Below are 13,030 nucleotides of genomic sequence, written 5' to 3'. Positions count from 1 at the left end.
CCTCAGCCACCCGCCTGCTCCGACAGAACCCGGTGCAAAGGCTTCTCGCCCCGCACCCGGTACTCCTGGACGGACCACCCGTTCCCGTCCGGATCCTTGAAGTACATGAACGTCGCACCGTCATCAGGCGCGTACTGCACAGGCTCGGAAACCTCCAGCCCCCGCTCCACCAGCTCGGCCCGAGCCGCCTTGATGTCGGCGACACACAACTGCAGCCCCTGATAGGACCCGGGCCGAGGGGCCTCGCCCTCCCCGTAGTCCCACAACCTGTCCCCCAGGGCGATGGAACAGCCCGACCCCGGCGGCGTGAGCTGCACGATCCGCATCCCGGGCATGACCTCCTGGTCGATGTCGACATGGAACCCGACCTTGTCCCGGTAGAAGTCCCGGGCCCGATCGATGTCACTCACGGGCAGCGGAATCACTTCAAGCGTGAAGTCCATAGCTGTACCTCCTTGCTCACCGGACCGTCTCCCCACCACCGAACCGGAGATTGCCGCCCACCGCCACGGGAAGAGCACCCTCCGCCTGAACGTGCACGGTGCCGCAGCCGCCCACGGCGGGAAGGGGACGTGTCGGGGGGTGTCCGCCCGCAGTGTCCGGCGTCCGGCAGGGGGCACCGCGAAACCCACCGAGCCGCCGGACCGAGGACGGACACCCCCCGGCGCGGCCCCGCCCCAAACCCCGTCCGAGGCGCTACGCGCACCCCCACCCACCCGCGCAGGCCGCCGCAGGCATCCCCGCCCAAGCACAGCGCAGCGGTTGGGCACCCTGCCCCAGCCCAGCGCAGCGGTTAGGCTCGACCCAAGTACGACCTTGATCGGAACGACAAGGAGGGCCGGGGATGACCGCGCCGGGGCGCAGAAGCAGTACCTTCACACGACTGCTGCGACACGGCTTCACGGACCCCACCGCCGCCGAGCGCCTCCTCGACACCCCCGAACTGAGCGCCGTACGCAACGACCCCGTCCTCCTGGAAGCCCTCGGCGAGACCGCCGACCCCGACCTGGCCCTGCACGGCCTGGTCCGCCTCCTGGAGGCCCAGCCCAACGCCACCGCGTACCGCGAACTGCTGGACACGGTGATAGCCGCCAAGCCTCTCCGCGACCGCCTCCTGGGCGTCCTGGGCGCCTCCGCCGCCCTCGCCGAGCACCTGGCCCGCCACGCCGACGACTGGCGCGCCCTGGTCACCTACGAGCCCCGCGACCTGCACCCCGGCGTGGCCGAGTTCGAGCGCGGCCTGGCCGAGGCCACGGACCCCGTCAGCCTCCGCGTCGCGTACCGCCGCTGCCTGCTGTCCATCGCGGCAAGGGACGTCTGCGGCACCACGGACGTAGCCGAGTCCGCCGCGGAACTCGCGGACCTCGCCACCGCCACCCTCCGCGCCGCCCTCGCCCTGGCCCGCACCGCCGCCCCGGAGGACGCCGCCCTCTGCCGCCTCGCGGTCATCGCGATGGGCAAGTGCGGCGGCCACGAGCTGAACTACGTCTCCGACGTGGACGTGATCTTCGTAGGCGAAGCAGTGGGCGGCGCGGACGAGACCAAGGCCCTGCGCGCGGCCACCCGCCTGGCCTCCCACATGATGCGGATCTGCTCAGAGACGACCGTCGAGGGCAGCATCTGGCCGGTCGACGCCAACCTCCGCCCCGAGGGCCGCAACGGCCCCCTCGTCCGCACCCTCTCCAGCCACCTCGCCTACTACCAGCGCTGGGCGAAGACCTGGGAGTTCCAGGCCCTGCTCAAGGCCCGCCCGGTGGCGGGCGACATCGAACTGGGCGAGGAGTACGTCGCAGCGCTCGAACCTCTCGTCTGGAAGGCCGCCGAACGCGAGAACTTCGTGGCGGACGTACAGAAGATGCGCCGCCGAGTAGTCGAAAACATCCCCGTCGCCGAACTGGACCGCCAGCTCAAGCTCGGCCCAGGAGGACTGAGGGACGTCGAATTCGCCGTACAACTGCTCCAGTTGGTGCACGGCCGCGCCGACGCCTCCCTCCGCAGCGGCACCACCCTCGACGCCCTCAAGGCCCTCGCCGCCGGCGGCTACGTAGGACGCGACGACGCCGCCCAACTGGACGCCGCCTACCGCTTCCTGCGCTCGATGGAGCACCGCATCCAGCTGTACCGGCTGCGCCGCACCCACCTGGTCCCCGAGGACGAGGCCGACCTGCGCCGCATCGCCCGCTCGCTGGGCCTGCGCAGCGACCCGGTGGCGGACCTGAACCGCGAATGGCGCCGCCACTCCGGCGTCGTACGACGGCTGCACGAGAAGCTGTTCTACCGCCCCCTGCTCGACGCGGTCGCCCAACTCGCCCCGGGCGAGGCCCGCCTGAGCACCGAGGCGGCTCGCGAACGCCTGGTCGCCCTCGGCTACGCCGACCCCGCCGCGGCCCTGCGCCACCTGGAGGCCCTGGCATCCGGAGTCACCCGCAAGGCGGCGATCCAGCGCACGCTTCTGCCCGTCCTGCTGGGCTGGTTCGCGGACTCCGCCGACCCGGACGCGGGCCTGCTGAACTTCCGCAAGGTCTCCGACGCCCTCGGCAAGACGCCCTGGTACCTCCGCCTGCTCCGGGACGAGGGCGCGGCCGCCGAGAACCTGGCCCGCGTGCTCTCGGCAGGACGCCTCGCCCCCGACCTCCTCATGCGCGCCCCCGAGGCCGTGGCCCTGCTCGGCGACGGCGACGGCGGCGGACTGGAACCGCGCCCCCGCGCCCACCTGGAGCAGGAGATCCTCGCCGCGGTGGGCCGCGCCGACGGCGCCGCCCAAGCCGTCACGGCGGCCCGAGGCGTCCGCCGCCGCGAACTGTTCCGTACGGCGGCCGCCGACATCGTCGGCTCCTACGGCACCGAGGCACAGCCCGCCCAGGCAGACCAGGGCGCGCTGGTGGACCTGGTCGGCGACGCCGTCTCCGACCTGACCGCGGCGACGCTGGCGGGCACCCTGCGCGCGGTCGTCCGCGAGGGCTGGGGCGACACCCTGCCGACCCGGTTCGCGGTGATCGGCATGGGCCGCTTCGGCGGCCACGAGCTGGGCTACGGCTCCGACGCGGACGTGCTGTTCGTGCACGAGCCGCGCGAGGGCGTGGACGAGCAGGAGGCAGCCAAGGCGGCGAACCGCGTCGTCGCCGAGATGCGCAGGCTGCTGCAGATCCCGAGCGCCGACCCGCCCCTGGAGATCGACGCCGACCTGCGCCCGGAGGGCAAGTCGGGCCCGCTGGTGCGCACGCTGAACTCCTACCAGGCGTACTACCGGCGCTGGTCCCTCGTCTGGGAGTCGCAGGCGCTGCTGCGGGCCGAGCCGGTCGCCGGGGACGAGGACCTCGGCCGCCGCTTCATCGAGCTGATCGACCCCCTCCGCTACCCGGCCGCCGGTCTCGCCGACGAGGCGGTCCGCGAGATCCGCCGCCTGAAGGCCCGTATGGAGTCCGAACGCCTCCCGCGCGGCGCCGACCCCAAACTGCACACGAAACTCGGCCCGGGCGGCCTCTCGGACGTCGAGTGGACGGTCCAGCTCCTCCAGATGCGGCACGGGGCACAGGTGCCGGGCCTGCGCACCACCCGCACCCGGGCCGCGCTCGCCGCGGCGGCCGCCGCCGGCCTGATCTCCGCGGAGGACGCGGCCACCCTGGACGAGGCCTGGGTCCTGGCCACCCGGGTCCGCAACGCGGTCATGCTGGTCCGGGGCCGCGCGGGCGACACCTTCCCCTCGGAACCCCGCGAGCTGGCGGCGGTGGGCCGCTACCTCGGCTACGGCCCGGGCCACGCGGGCGACATGCTGGACGACTACCGCCGCACGGCCCGCCGGGCACGCAGCGTGGTGGAGGAGCTGTTCTACAGCGGCTGACGGGCCGCGCCTACCGCCGCTTCCGCAGCCACAACCCCCGATGCGCCGCCTCCTCGGGCACCGCCTGCGGCAGGGCGTACGGCAACGCCCCGTACCACACCCGCGCCACCCCGTAACCGAACGCCAGGCACAGCAGCCCGCCCACCGCGTCCAGCCAGAAGTGGTTGGCGGTGGCGACGATGACGACAAGGGTGACCGCCGGATACAGCAGCCCCAGGACGCGCACCCACGGCACGGAGGCCAGCGCGAAGATGGTCAGCCCGCACCACAGGGACCACCCGATGTGCATCGAGGGCATCGCGGCGTACTGGTTCGACATGTCCTTCAAGTCGCCCGAGGCCATCGAACCCCACGTCTCGTGCACGAGGACCGTGTCGATGAAACCGCCGCCGGTCATCAGCCGAGGGGGAGCGAGCGGATACAGGTAGTAACCGAGCAGTGCCACACCGGTGGTCGCGAACAGCACCGTGCGGGTCGCCGCGTAGCGGCCGGGGTGACTACGGTAGAGCCACACCAGGACACCCAGCGTCACCACGAAGTGCAGGGTGGCGTAGTAGTAGTTCATGCCGACGATGAGCCAAGTCACCGAGTCCACGGCATGGTTCACGGACCGCTCCACGGCGAGCCCGAGGGTCTGCTCCGCCCGCCAGATCCAGTCGGCGTTGCGCAGGGCCTCGTCCCGCTGCTCGGGGACCGCGTTGCGGATCAGTGAGTACGTCCAGTAACTCACCGCGATCAGCAGGATCTCGAACCACAGCCGGGGCCGCCGGGGGGCGCGCATCCGGTGCAGCAGACCCGGCCTCCGCGACGCCGTGAGGGGCTGAGGAACGGCCGCCTGTGTGCGGTCTTCCGCCTCGGTCACGGTCGTGTCACCCATGGGCACAAAGTCTGCCAGAAACGCCTTCCCCCACCGATCATCCCCTGGTCCGGTTCCGGTCGCACGTCCTACGCCAGCCGTACCGTACCGGCCGCGAGTCCATCCGTCCTAGGGACGATTCTGGTCACCAGGGGCCGAAGCGGTCGAACCGCGCACCACCAGTTCCGGCATGAACACGAACTCGCTGTGCGGCGCCGGAGTCCCGCCGATCTCCTCCAGCAACGTGCGCACCGCGGCCTGTCCCATGGCCGGCACCGGCTTGCGGATGGTCGTCAGGGGCGGGTCGGTGAAGGCGATCAGCGGGGAGTCGTCGAAACCGACCACCGAGATGTCCTTCGGGACCTCCAGCCCCCGCTGCCGGGCCGCCCGTATCGCCCCCAGGGCCATCATGTCGCTGGCGCAGACCACCGCGGTGCAGTTCCGGTCGATCAGCGCGGTGGCGGCCGCCTGGCCGCCCTCCAGGGAGTACAGCGAGTGCTGGACGAACTCGGTCTCTATGACGTCCGGGGTCAGGCCCAGCTGGTCCTGCATGGCGCGGACGAAGCCCTCGATCTTCCGCTGCACCGGGACGAACCGCTTGGGCCCGAGCGCGAGGCCGATCCGGGTGTGCCCGAGCGAGGCCAGATGCGTCACCGCCAGCGTCATCGCCGCGCGGTCGTCGGGGGAGATGAACGGCGCCTGCACCTTGGGGGAGAAGCCGTCGACGAGGACGAAGGGCACGCCCTGGGCGCGCAGCCGCTCGTAGCGCTGCATGTCGGCGGTGGTGTCCGCGTGCAGCCCGGAGACGTAGATGATGCCCGCGACCCCGCGGTCCACCAGCATCTCGGTCAGCTCGTCCTCGGTGGAGCCGCCGGGTGTCTGGGTGGCGAGCACCGGTGTGTAGCCCTGCCTGGTCAGCGCCTGGCCGATGACCTGGGCGAGGGCCGGGAATATCGGGTTCTCCAGCTCCGGGGTGATCAGGCCCACGAGGCCCTCGCTGCGCTGGCGCAGCCGTACCGGCCGCTCGTAGCCGAGGACGTCGAGGGCGGCCAGCACCGATTGGCGGGTGGTGGCGGCGACGCCCGGCTTCCCGTTGAGGACGCGGCTGACGGTCGCTTCGCTCACCCCCGCCTGCGCAGCGATGTCCGCAAGCCGTGTGGTCACGGCACTGGACTGTACCGGCCGTATGCCGCCTTGCACACCAATCGGGCGCCGGGTGCGGACGGTTGACCGGCGCTTAGCGCCTTGCTGCGACATGGCGTCCCCTCGGTGAAACGGATAGCAAGAGCTTGCAAGTCTTGCACAACACCACCCAACACCGCTCAACCCCGCAGAACAACGGTCTCGCGAGGATCGCCGGGAGGTCACACGGAGGTAACTTCGGTGATGCCTTGCACTTTTTTTCTGCAAGGTCTTTCGCGGCGCTTACATGGCTGTTACGTTCACGTCGCCCGGCGGCCGCAACGGCGCAGTCGGCAAGACAGCAGGAACAGCAGACGGGGCTGTCTCCTGCATCACACGGGCTTTCACCCTCAAGGAGAACTCATGCGGCGTGGCATAGCGGCCACCGCGCTGGTGGCGTCCCTCGCCCTCGCGGCGACGGCCTGCGGCTCAGACGGCGACAGTGGCGACAAGGCCGACGGCCCGGTCACCATCACCTGGTGGGACACCTCCAACGCGACCAACGAGGCGCCGACGTACAAGGCCCTGGTCAAGGAGTTCGAGGCCGCCAACAAGAACATCAAGGTCAAGTACGTCAACGTCCCCTTCGACCAGGCGCAGAACAAGTTCGACACCGCCGCCGGTTCCAAGGGCGCCCCGGACATCCTGCGCTCCGAGGTCGGCTGGACCCCGGCCTTCGCCAAGAAGGGCTTCTTCCTGCCGCTGGACGGCACCGAGGCCCTCGCGGACCAGAGCAAGTTCAAGTCCAACCTGATCGAGCAGGCCAAGTACGAGGGCAAGACCTACGGCGTTCCGTTCACCACGGACACCCTGGCCTTCGTCTACAACAAGGCCCTGTTCGAGAAGGCCGGCGTCGACGTCCCCGAGAACTGGGGCGACCTGAAGAAGGCCGCCGCCAAGATCAAGGACAAGACCGGCGTCGACGGCTACTGGGGCTCCACCCAGGCCTACTACGCCCAGTCCTTCCTGCACGGCGAGGGCACCGACACCGTCGACGCCGCCGCCAAGAAGATCACGGTGAACTCCGCCGAGGCCAAGAAGGCCTACGGCACCTGGCTGGACCTGTTCGACGGCAAGGGCCTGCACAAGGCCGACACCACCGCCGACGCCTACGCCCACATCCAGGAGGCGTTCGTCAACGGCAAGGTCGCCTCGATCATCCAGGGCCCCTGGGAGATCACGAACTTCTACAAGGGCTCCGCGTTCAAGGACAAGGAGAACCTGGGCATCGCCAAGGTTCCGGCCGGCTCCGCCGGTCAGGGCGCCCCGACCGGTGGCCACAACCTCTCGGTCTACGCCGGTTCCGACAGCGCCCACCAGCAGGCGGCCCTGAAGTTCGTCAACTTCATGACCTCCGCCAAGGCGCAGGAGACCATCGCCCTGAAGAACTCCACGCTGCCCACGCGTGACGACGCCTACAGCGTCAAGGTCGTCGCCGACCCGGGCATCGCGGGCTTCCAGGACGTCCTCGCCGTCGCCCAGCCCCGCCCGGCGCTGCCGGAGTACAGCTCCCTGTGGGGCCCGGTGGACACCGAGCTGCTCGCCATCGCCGGTGGCAAGAAGTCCCTGGACGAGGGTCTGAGCAGCGCTGAGACCGCCATCGCCAAGCTGGTGCCGGACTTCAGCAAGCAGTGAGCCCGTGACCGCCGGGTCCCGTCTCGACAGAGGGGGAGGGACCCGGCGGTCCGCAAGCAGTGCCTGGCCCAACTCCTGATCCTCAGAAGGTGTCGAGAACCATGACAGTCGCCATCGACCGCGCCACCGGCAAGCGCCGCGGTGACCGCGCGCCGCGGCCCGGGCTGGGCCAGCGCCTCAAGCACTCCTACCAGAAGCACTGGTACGCCTACGCGATGATCACCCCGGTGGTCGTCGTGCTCGGCGTGCTCGTGCTCTATCCCCTGGCCTACGGCTTCTATCTGACGCTCACGGACGCCAACAGCCTCAACACGGCCCGCACGATCGGCGTCAACGAGATCGAGGCCACCTACAAGTTCATCGGCTTCGACAACTACGCCGACATCCTGTGGGGCGAGACCTCCTACGAGCGGTTCTGGTCCCACTTCATCTGGACGATCTTCTGGACGGCGGCCTGTGTCACCCTCCACTACACGATCGGCCTGGCTCTCGCGCTGCTGCTCAACCAGAAGCTGCGCGGCCGCACCTTCTACCGGCTCGTCCTGATCCTGCCGTGGGCCGTGCCCACCTTCGTCACCGTCTTCGGCTGGCGGTTCATGCTCGCCGACGGCGGCGTGATCAACTCCGGTCTGGAGTTCCTGCACCTGCCGACCCCGCTGTGGCTGGAGGACACCTTCTGGCAGCGGTTCGCCGCGATCATGGTCAACACCTGGTGCGGTGTGCCGTTCATGATGCTCTCGCTCCTCGGCGGCCTGCAGTCCATCGACTCCACGCTCTACGAGGCGGCCGAGATGGACGGCGCGAGCAAGTGGCAGCAGTTCCGCTACGTCACCCTGCCGGGCCTGCGCTCGGTCAGCTCCACCGTGATCCTGCTCGGCATCATCTGGACCTTCAACCAGTTCGCCATCATCTTCCTGCTGTTCGGCGACACCGCCCCCGACGCGCAGATCCTGGTCACCTGGGCCTACTACCTCGGCTTCGGACAGCAGCCGCGCGACTTCGCGCAGTCCGCCGCCTACGGCATGCTGCTGCTGGCCATCCTGATCGTCTTCACCTCCTTCTACCGCCGCTGGCTGAACCGCAATGACCAGCAGCTCGCGATCTGAGGCAGGAGTTCTGATGAGCACTACCGTTGAGACCCCTGCCGAGCCGAAGAAGGAGATCCGCGTGGCCCCCACACCGGGTACCGTGCGCCGCCGCGGCGAACGCAGCCGCGCCGCCTCCGCCGTCTCGCACGGCATCCTGATCGTGGCGAGCCTGGCCGCGCTCTTCCCGATCGCCTGGCTGGTCTTCCTCTCCCTCGGCCCGGACAAGGACGACTATCTCCACCCCGGTGACATCTGGGGGAAGATGACGCTGGAGAACTACTCCTTCGTCCTCCAGGAGACCAACTTCGTCGACTGGCTGTGGAGCACGCTGATCGTCTCGCTCGGCACCACGGTCATCGGCGTCATGATCGCCGCGACCACCGGGTACGCGGTCTCCCGGATGCGTTTCCCGGGCTACAAGAAGTTCATGTGGGTGCTCCTGGTCACCCAGATGTTCCCGATCGCCGTCCTGATCGTGCCGATGTACCAGATCCTGTCGGACCTCCAGCTGGTCGACACCTACCTCGGTCTGATCCTGGTCTACTGCTCGACCGCGGTGCCGTACTGCGCCTGGCTGCTCAAGGGCTACTTCGACACCATCCCGTTCGAGATCGACGAGGCCGGCCGGGTCGACGGCCTGAGCCCCTTCGGCACGTTCGTCCGGCTGATCCTGCCGCTCGCCAAGCCCGGACTCGCGGTCGCCGGCTTCTACAGCTTCATCACCGCCTTCGGTGAGGTCGCCTTCGCCTCGACGTTCATGCTGTCGGACACGAAGTACACCTTCGCCGTCGCGCTGCAGACCTTCGTCAGCGAGCACGACGCGCAGCGGCAGTACATGGCCGCGACGGCGGTTCTGATCGCGATACCGGTGTCGGCGTTCTTCTACCTGGTGCAGAAGAACCTGGTGACGGGCCTGACCGCGGGTGGCACGAAGGGCTGACCCTGTCGGGGGCCGAGTGCCCCCGGGGGAGTCCTCCTCACCCCCAGAGGAGAGATGCCCTTCCTCCCCTCCCCAAAGGGGAGTCGCCCCCTTTCCCCCCAACCCGAGGCGGTCGCGATGGCCATCCGACCCCGCTGTCATCGCGGCCGCCTCGACAGCCTTCGCTTCACCGCAGCCACATGACCTCGAACCGATCACGCATCAAGGACATCATGAGCCAGCACTCCGCCGACCCGGCAACGACCTCCGCCGTCGCCACCGTCGCCCACCGCCGCGACTGGTGGCGGGACGCGGTGATCTACCAGGTCTATCCGCGCAGCTTCGCCGACAGCAACGGCGACGGCATGGGCGACCTGGAAGGCGTACGCTCCCGACTTCCGTACCTGCGCGACCTCGGCGTGGACGCCGTGTGGCTGAGCCCCTTCTACGCGTCGCCGCAGGCCGACGCCGGCTACGACGTCGCCGACTACCGTGCCGTCGACCCCATGTTCGGCAACCTGCTGGACGCCGACGCGCTGATCCGCGACGCCCACGAGGTGGGCCTGCGCATCATCGTGGACCTGGTGCCCAACCACTCCTCCGACCAGCACGAGTGGTTCAAGCGGGCGCTGCGCGAGGGACCCGGTTCGCCCCTGCGGGAGCGCTACCACTTCCGCCCCGGAAAGGGCGAGAACGGCGAACTGCCGCCCAACGACTGGGAGTCCATCTTCGGCGGCCCGGCCTGGACCCGGGTCACCGAGCCGGACGGCACCCCCGGCGAGTGGTACCTGCACCTCTTCGCCCCCGAGCAGCCCGACTTCAACTGGGAGCACCCGGCGGTCAGCGACGAGTTCCGCTCGATCCTGCGCTTCTGGCTGGACATGGGCGTCGACGGCTTCCGCATCGACGTCGCCCACGGCATGGTCAAGGCGGAGGGCCTGCCCGACCTCGGCTCCCACGACCAGCTGAAACTGCTCGGTAACGATGTCATGCCGTTCTTCGACCAGGACGGCGTGCACGACATCTACCGCAACTGGCGGCTGATCCTCGACGAGTACGACGGCGAGCGCATCTTCGTCGCCGAGGCGTGGACGCCGACCGTCGAGCGCACCGCGCGCTACGTCCGCCCCGACGAACTGCACCAGGCGTTCAACTTCCAGTACCTGGGCACCGAGTGGGACGCGGCCGAACTGCGCGAGGTCATCGACCGCACCCTGGAGGCGATGCGCCCGGTGGGCGCCCCGGCCACCTGGGTGCTGTCCAACCACGATGTGACCCGGCACGCCACCCGGTTCGCCAACCCGCCCGGCCTGGGCACCCAGATCCGTACCGCGGGCGACCGCGAACTGGGCCTGCGCCGGGCGCGCGCGGCCACCCTGCTGATGCTGGCGCTGCCGGGTTCGGCCTATGTCTACCAGGGCGAGGAGCTGGGCCTGCCGGACGTCGTCGACCTGCCCGACGAGGTCCGGCAGGACCCGGCGTTCTTCCGCGGCGCGGGCCAGGACGGCTTCCGCGACGGCTGCCGGGTGCCGATCCCGTGGACCCGCGAGGGCTCCTCGTACGGCTTCGGCAGCGGGGGCAGCTGGCTCCCGCAGCCGCCGGAGTGGGCGGAGTTGAGCGTGGAGGCGCAGTCCGGCACCGCGGGCTCGACCCTGGAGCTGTACCGTGCGGCCCTGGCCGCCCGCCGCGAGCACCCGGACCTGGGCGCCGGTGACTCGGTGGAGTGGCTGAAGGCGTCGGAGGGCGTACTGGCCTTCCGCCGCGGTGAGTTCGTCTGTGTCGCGAACACCACCTCCGAGTCGGTGACCGTGCCGGTCCGCGGCCGTCTGCTGCTGGCGAGCGGTGAGGTGGCCGAGGGCGACGGCGAGGCCAAGCTGCCCGCCGACACCACGGCTTGGTGGACGACCGCCTGACCCGGTCGCACACCAGTGAAGGGCCCGCTCCGGCGGGCCCTTCGGCATACCGGGGCGCACCACAGCGTGCGCGGCTTGTGAGGGGCACGTCAAGAGAGAGTTGGAACAACTTGCTATGAGTTTCAACTCTCTTGCTGTAAACCTTTCGTTAGCGGTACGTTCCGCGGACGCCGGGCAGGGACGCCCGGCGATCCCCACAAGGAGCCACCGTGATAACCAGATGGTCCGTCACAGCGACCGCGCTAGCCGCCACGGCGGCCGGCGTCCTTTCCCCCACTGCCGCGTACGCCTCCCCGCCCGGCACCAAGGACGTCACCGCGGTCATGTTCGAGTGGAACTTCGCCTCCGTCGCCAAGGAGTGCACCAACACCCTCGGTCCCGCCGGTTACGGCTACGTCCAGGTCTCCCCGCCCGCCGAGCACGTCCAGGGCTCGCAGTGGTGGACCTCGTACCAGCCGGTCAGCTACAAGATCGCCGGACGGCTGGGAGACCGCACCGCCTTCCGGAACATGGTCAACACGTGTCACTCGGCGGGTGTGAAGGTCGTCGTCGACACCGTCATCAACCACATGTCCTCGGGCAACGGCACCGGCACCGGCGGGAGTTCGTACACGAAGTACAACTACCCGGGCCTGTACTCCTCCTACGACTTCGACAACTGCACGTCGGAGATCACCAACTACGGCGACCGCTGGCACGTGCAGAACTGCGAACTGGTCGGCCTCGCCGACCTCGACACCGGGGAGTCCTACGTGCGCGGCGCCATCGCCGGGTACATGAACGACCTGCTCTCCCTCGGTGTCGACGGCTTCCGCATCGACGCGGCCAAGCACATCGCCGCCGCCGACCTCGCGAACATCAAGTCCCGGCTGACCAACCCGGGCGTCTACTGGAAGCAGGAGGTCATCTACGGCAGCGGGGAGGCCGTCCAGCCCACCGAGTACACCGGCAACGGCGACGTCCAGGAGTTCCGCTACGCCTACGACCTCAAGCGGGTCTTCAACAACGAGAAGCTCGCCTACCTGAGCAACTACGGCGAGGGCTGGGGCTACCTGAGCAGCGGCGTCGCCGGTGTCTTCGTCGACAACCACGACACCGAGCGCAACGGCTCCACGCTCACCTACAAGGACGGCGCCAACTACACGCTGGCCCACGTCTTCATGCTCGCCCACCCCTACGGCGCCCCGGACATCAACTCCGCCTACGAGTGGTCCTCGATCGACGCGGGCCCGCCCAACGGCGGCCAGGTCAATGCCTGCTGGCAGGACGGGTGGAAGTGCCAGCACAAGTGGCCCGAGATCGTCCGCATGGTCGGCTTCCGCAACGCCACCCGCGGCCAGGCCGTCACCAACTGGTGGGACAACGGCAATGACGCCATCGCCTTCGGACGCGGCAACAAGGGCTATGTCGTCATCAACCACGAAACGGGCAGCCTGAACCGTACTTTCCAGACATCGCTGCCCGCCGGGACGTACTGCAACGTGCAGAACAACACGACCGTCACGGTGAACGCGAACGGTCAGTTCTCGGCCACTCTCGGTGGCAACACGGCGCTCGCCATCTACGCGGGCAAGTCCAGCTGCTGAGCCGCGAACG

General features: G+C 69.5%; 9 protein-coding genes. 6 read left to right on the top strand and 3 right to left on the bottom strand.

Annotation, left to right across the window (positions count from 1 at the left end):
* Positions 1-2: 2 nt before the first annotated feature.
* The gene (locus ACZ7L7_RS18860) at positions 3-443 is read right to left on the bottom strand and encodes a VOC family protein (RefSeq protein WP_471431954.1); all 441 of its coding nucleotides are present in this window, start codon (positions 441-443) and stop codon (positions 3-5) included.
* A 401-nt stretch (positions 444-844) separates the two neighbouring features.
* Between ACZ7L7_RS18860 and ACZ7L7_RS18855 the strand changes: the two genes are divergently transcribed.
* Positions 845-3,841 (top strand): bifunctional [glutamine synthetase] adenylyltransferase/[glutamine synthetase]-adenylyl-L-tyrosine phosphorylase, encoded by a 2,997-nt coding sequence (locus tag ACZ7L7_RS18855; protein WP_285516029.1) that lies wholly within the window; start codon positions 845-847, stop codon positions 3,839-3,841.
* 10 nt (positions 3,842-3,851) lie between these two features.
* Here the strand turns inward: ACZ7L7_RS18855 and ACZ7L7_RS18850 are convergent, their stop codons facing one another.
* Positions 3,852-4,718 carry a phosphatase PAP2 family protein gene (locus ACZ7L7_RS18850; protein ID WP_285516030.1) on the bottom strand — a complete coding sequence of 289 codons (867 nt, stop codon included), beginning with the start codon at positions 4,716-4,718 and terminating at the stop codon, positions 3,852-3,854.
* A 108-nt stretch (positions 4,719-4,826) separates the two neighbouring features.
* Positions 4,827-5,861, bottom strand: coding sequence for a LacI family DNA-binding transcriptional regulator (locus ACZ7L7_RS18845; protein ID WP_285516031.1), 1,035 nt, complete (start codon positions 5,859-5,861; stop codon positions 4,827-4,829).
* Between the two features lie 381 nt (positions 5,862-6,242).
* On the opposite strand from ACZ7L7_RS18845, the gene ACZ7L7_RS18840 reads away from it, so the two are divergent.
* The 5 genes from ACZ7L7_RS18840 to ACZ7L7_RS18820 all read left to right on the top strand — a co-directional run bounded on the left by ACZ7L7_RS18840 (position 6,243) and on the right by ACZ7L7_RS18820 (position 13,020).
* Positions 6,243-7,514, top strand: coding sequence for an extracellular solute-binding protein (locus ACZ7L7_RS18840; RefSeq protein WP_453605432.1), 1,272 nt, complete (start codon positions 6,243-6,245; stop codon positions 7,512-7,514).
* Positions 7,515-7,615: 101 nt separating this feature from the next.
* Positions 7,616-8,620 carry a carbohydrate ABC transporter permease gene (locus ACZ7L7_RS18835; protein WP_261718180.1) on the top strand — a complete coding sequence of 335 codons (1,005 nt, stop codon included), beginning with the start codon at positions 7,616-7,618 and terminating at the stop codon, positions 8,618-8,620.
* A 13-nt stretch (positions 8,621-8,633) separates the two neighbouring features.
* On the top strand, positions 8,634-9,542 hold the full coding sequence (locus ACZ7L7_RS18830; protein WP_471431952.1) for a sugar ABC transporter permease: 909 nt from the start codon (positions 8,634-8,636) through the stop codon (positions 9,540-9,542).
* Between the two features lie 179 nt (positions 9,543-9,721).
* On the top strand, positions 9,722-11,434 hold the full coding sequence (locus ACZ7L7_RS18825) for a glycoside hydrolase family 13 protein (RefSeq protein WP_453605435.1): 1,713 nt from the start codon (positions 9,722-9,724) through the stop codon (positions 11,432-11,434).
* A 209-nt stretch (positions 11,435-11,643) separates the two neighbouring features.
* Positions 11,644-13,020, top strand: a complete 1,377-nt coding sequence (locus ACZ7L7_RS18820; protein ID WP_472076551.1) for an alpha-amylase — start codon at positions 11,644-11,646, stop codon at positions 13,018-13,020.
* Positions 13,021-13,030 lie beyond the last annotated feature (10 nt).

This window comes from Streptomyces sp. NPDC110618 (assembly GCF_055657065.1).
Note: the sequence above shows the minus strand (reverse complement) of the source record. Positions and strands in the feature narration are given on the sequence as shown.

Excerpts from the sequence above, each read along its gene's own strand:
- ACZ7L7_RS18860 (WP_471431954.1), bottom strand. The coding sequence starts at position 443 with ATGGACTTCACGCTTGAAGTGATTCCGCTGCCCGTGAGTGACATCGAT.
- ACZ7L7_RS18855 (WP_285516029.1), top strand. The coding sequence starts at position 845 with ATGACCGCGCCGGGGCGCAGAAGCAGTACCTTCACACGACTGCTGCGA.
- ACZ7L7_RS18850 (WP_285516030.1), bottom strand. The coding sequence starts at position 4,718 with ATGGGTGACACGACCGTGACCGAGGCGGAAGACCGCACACAGGCGGCC.
- ACZ7L7_RS18840 (WP_453605432.1), top strand. The coding sequence starts at position 6,243 with ATGCGGCGTGGCATAGCGGCCACCGCGCTGGTGGCGTCCCTCGCCCTC.
- ACZ7L7_RS18835 (WP_261718180.1), top strand. The coding sequence starts at position 7,616 with ATGACAGTCGCCATCGACCGCGCCACCGGCAAGCGCCGCGGTGACCGC.
- ACZ7L7_RS18830 (WP_471431952.1), top strand. The coding sequence starts at position 8,634 with ATGAGCACTACCGTTGAGACCCCTGCCGAGCCGAAGAAGGAGATCCGC.
- ACZ7L7_RS18825 (WP_453605435.1), top strand. The coding sequence starts at position 9,722 with ATGACCTCGAACCGATCACGCATCAAGGACATCATGAGCCAGCACTCC.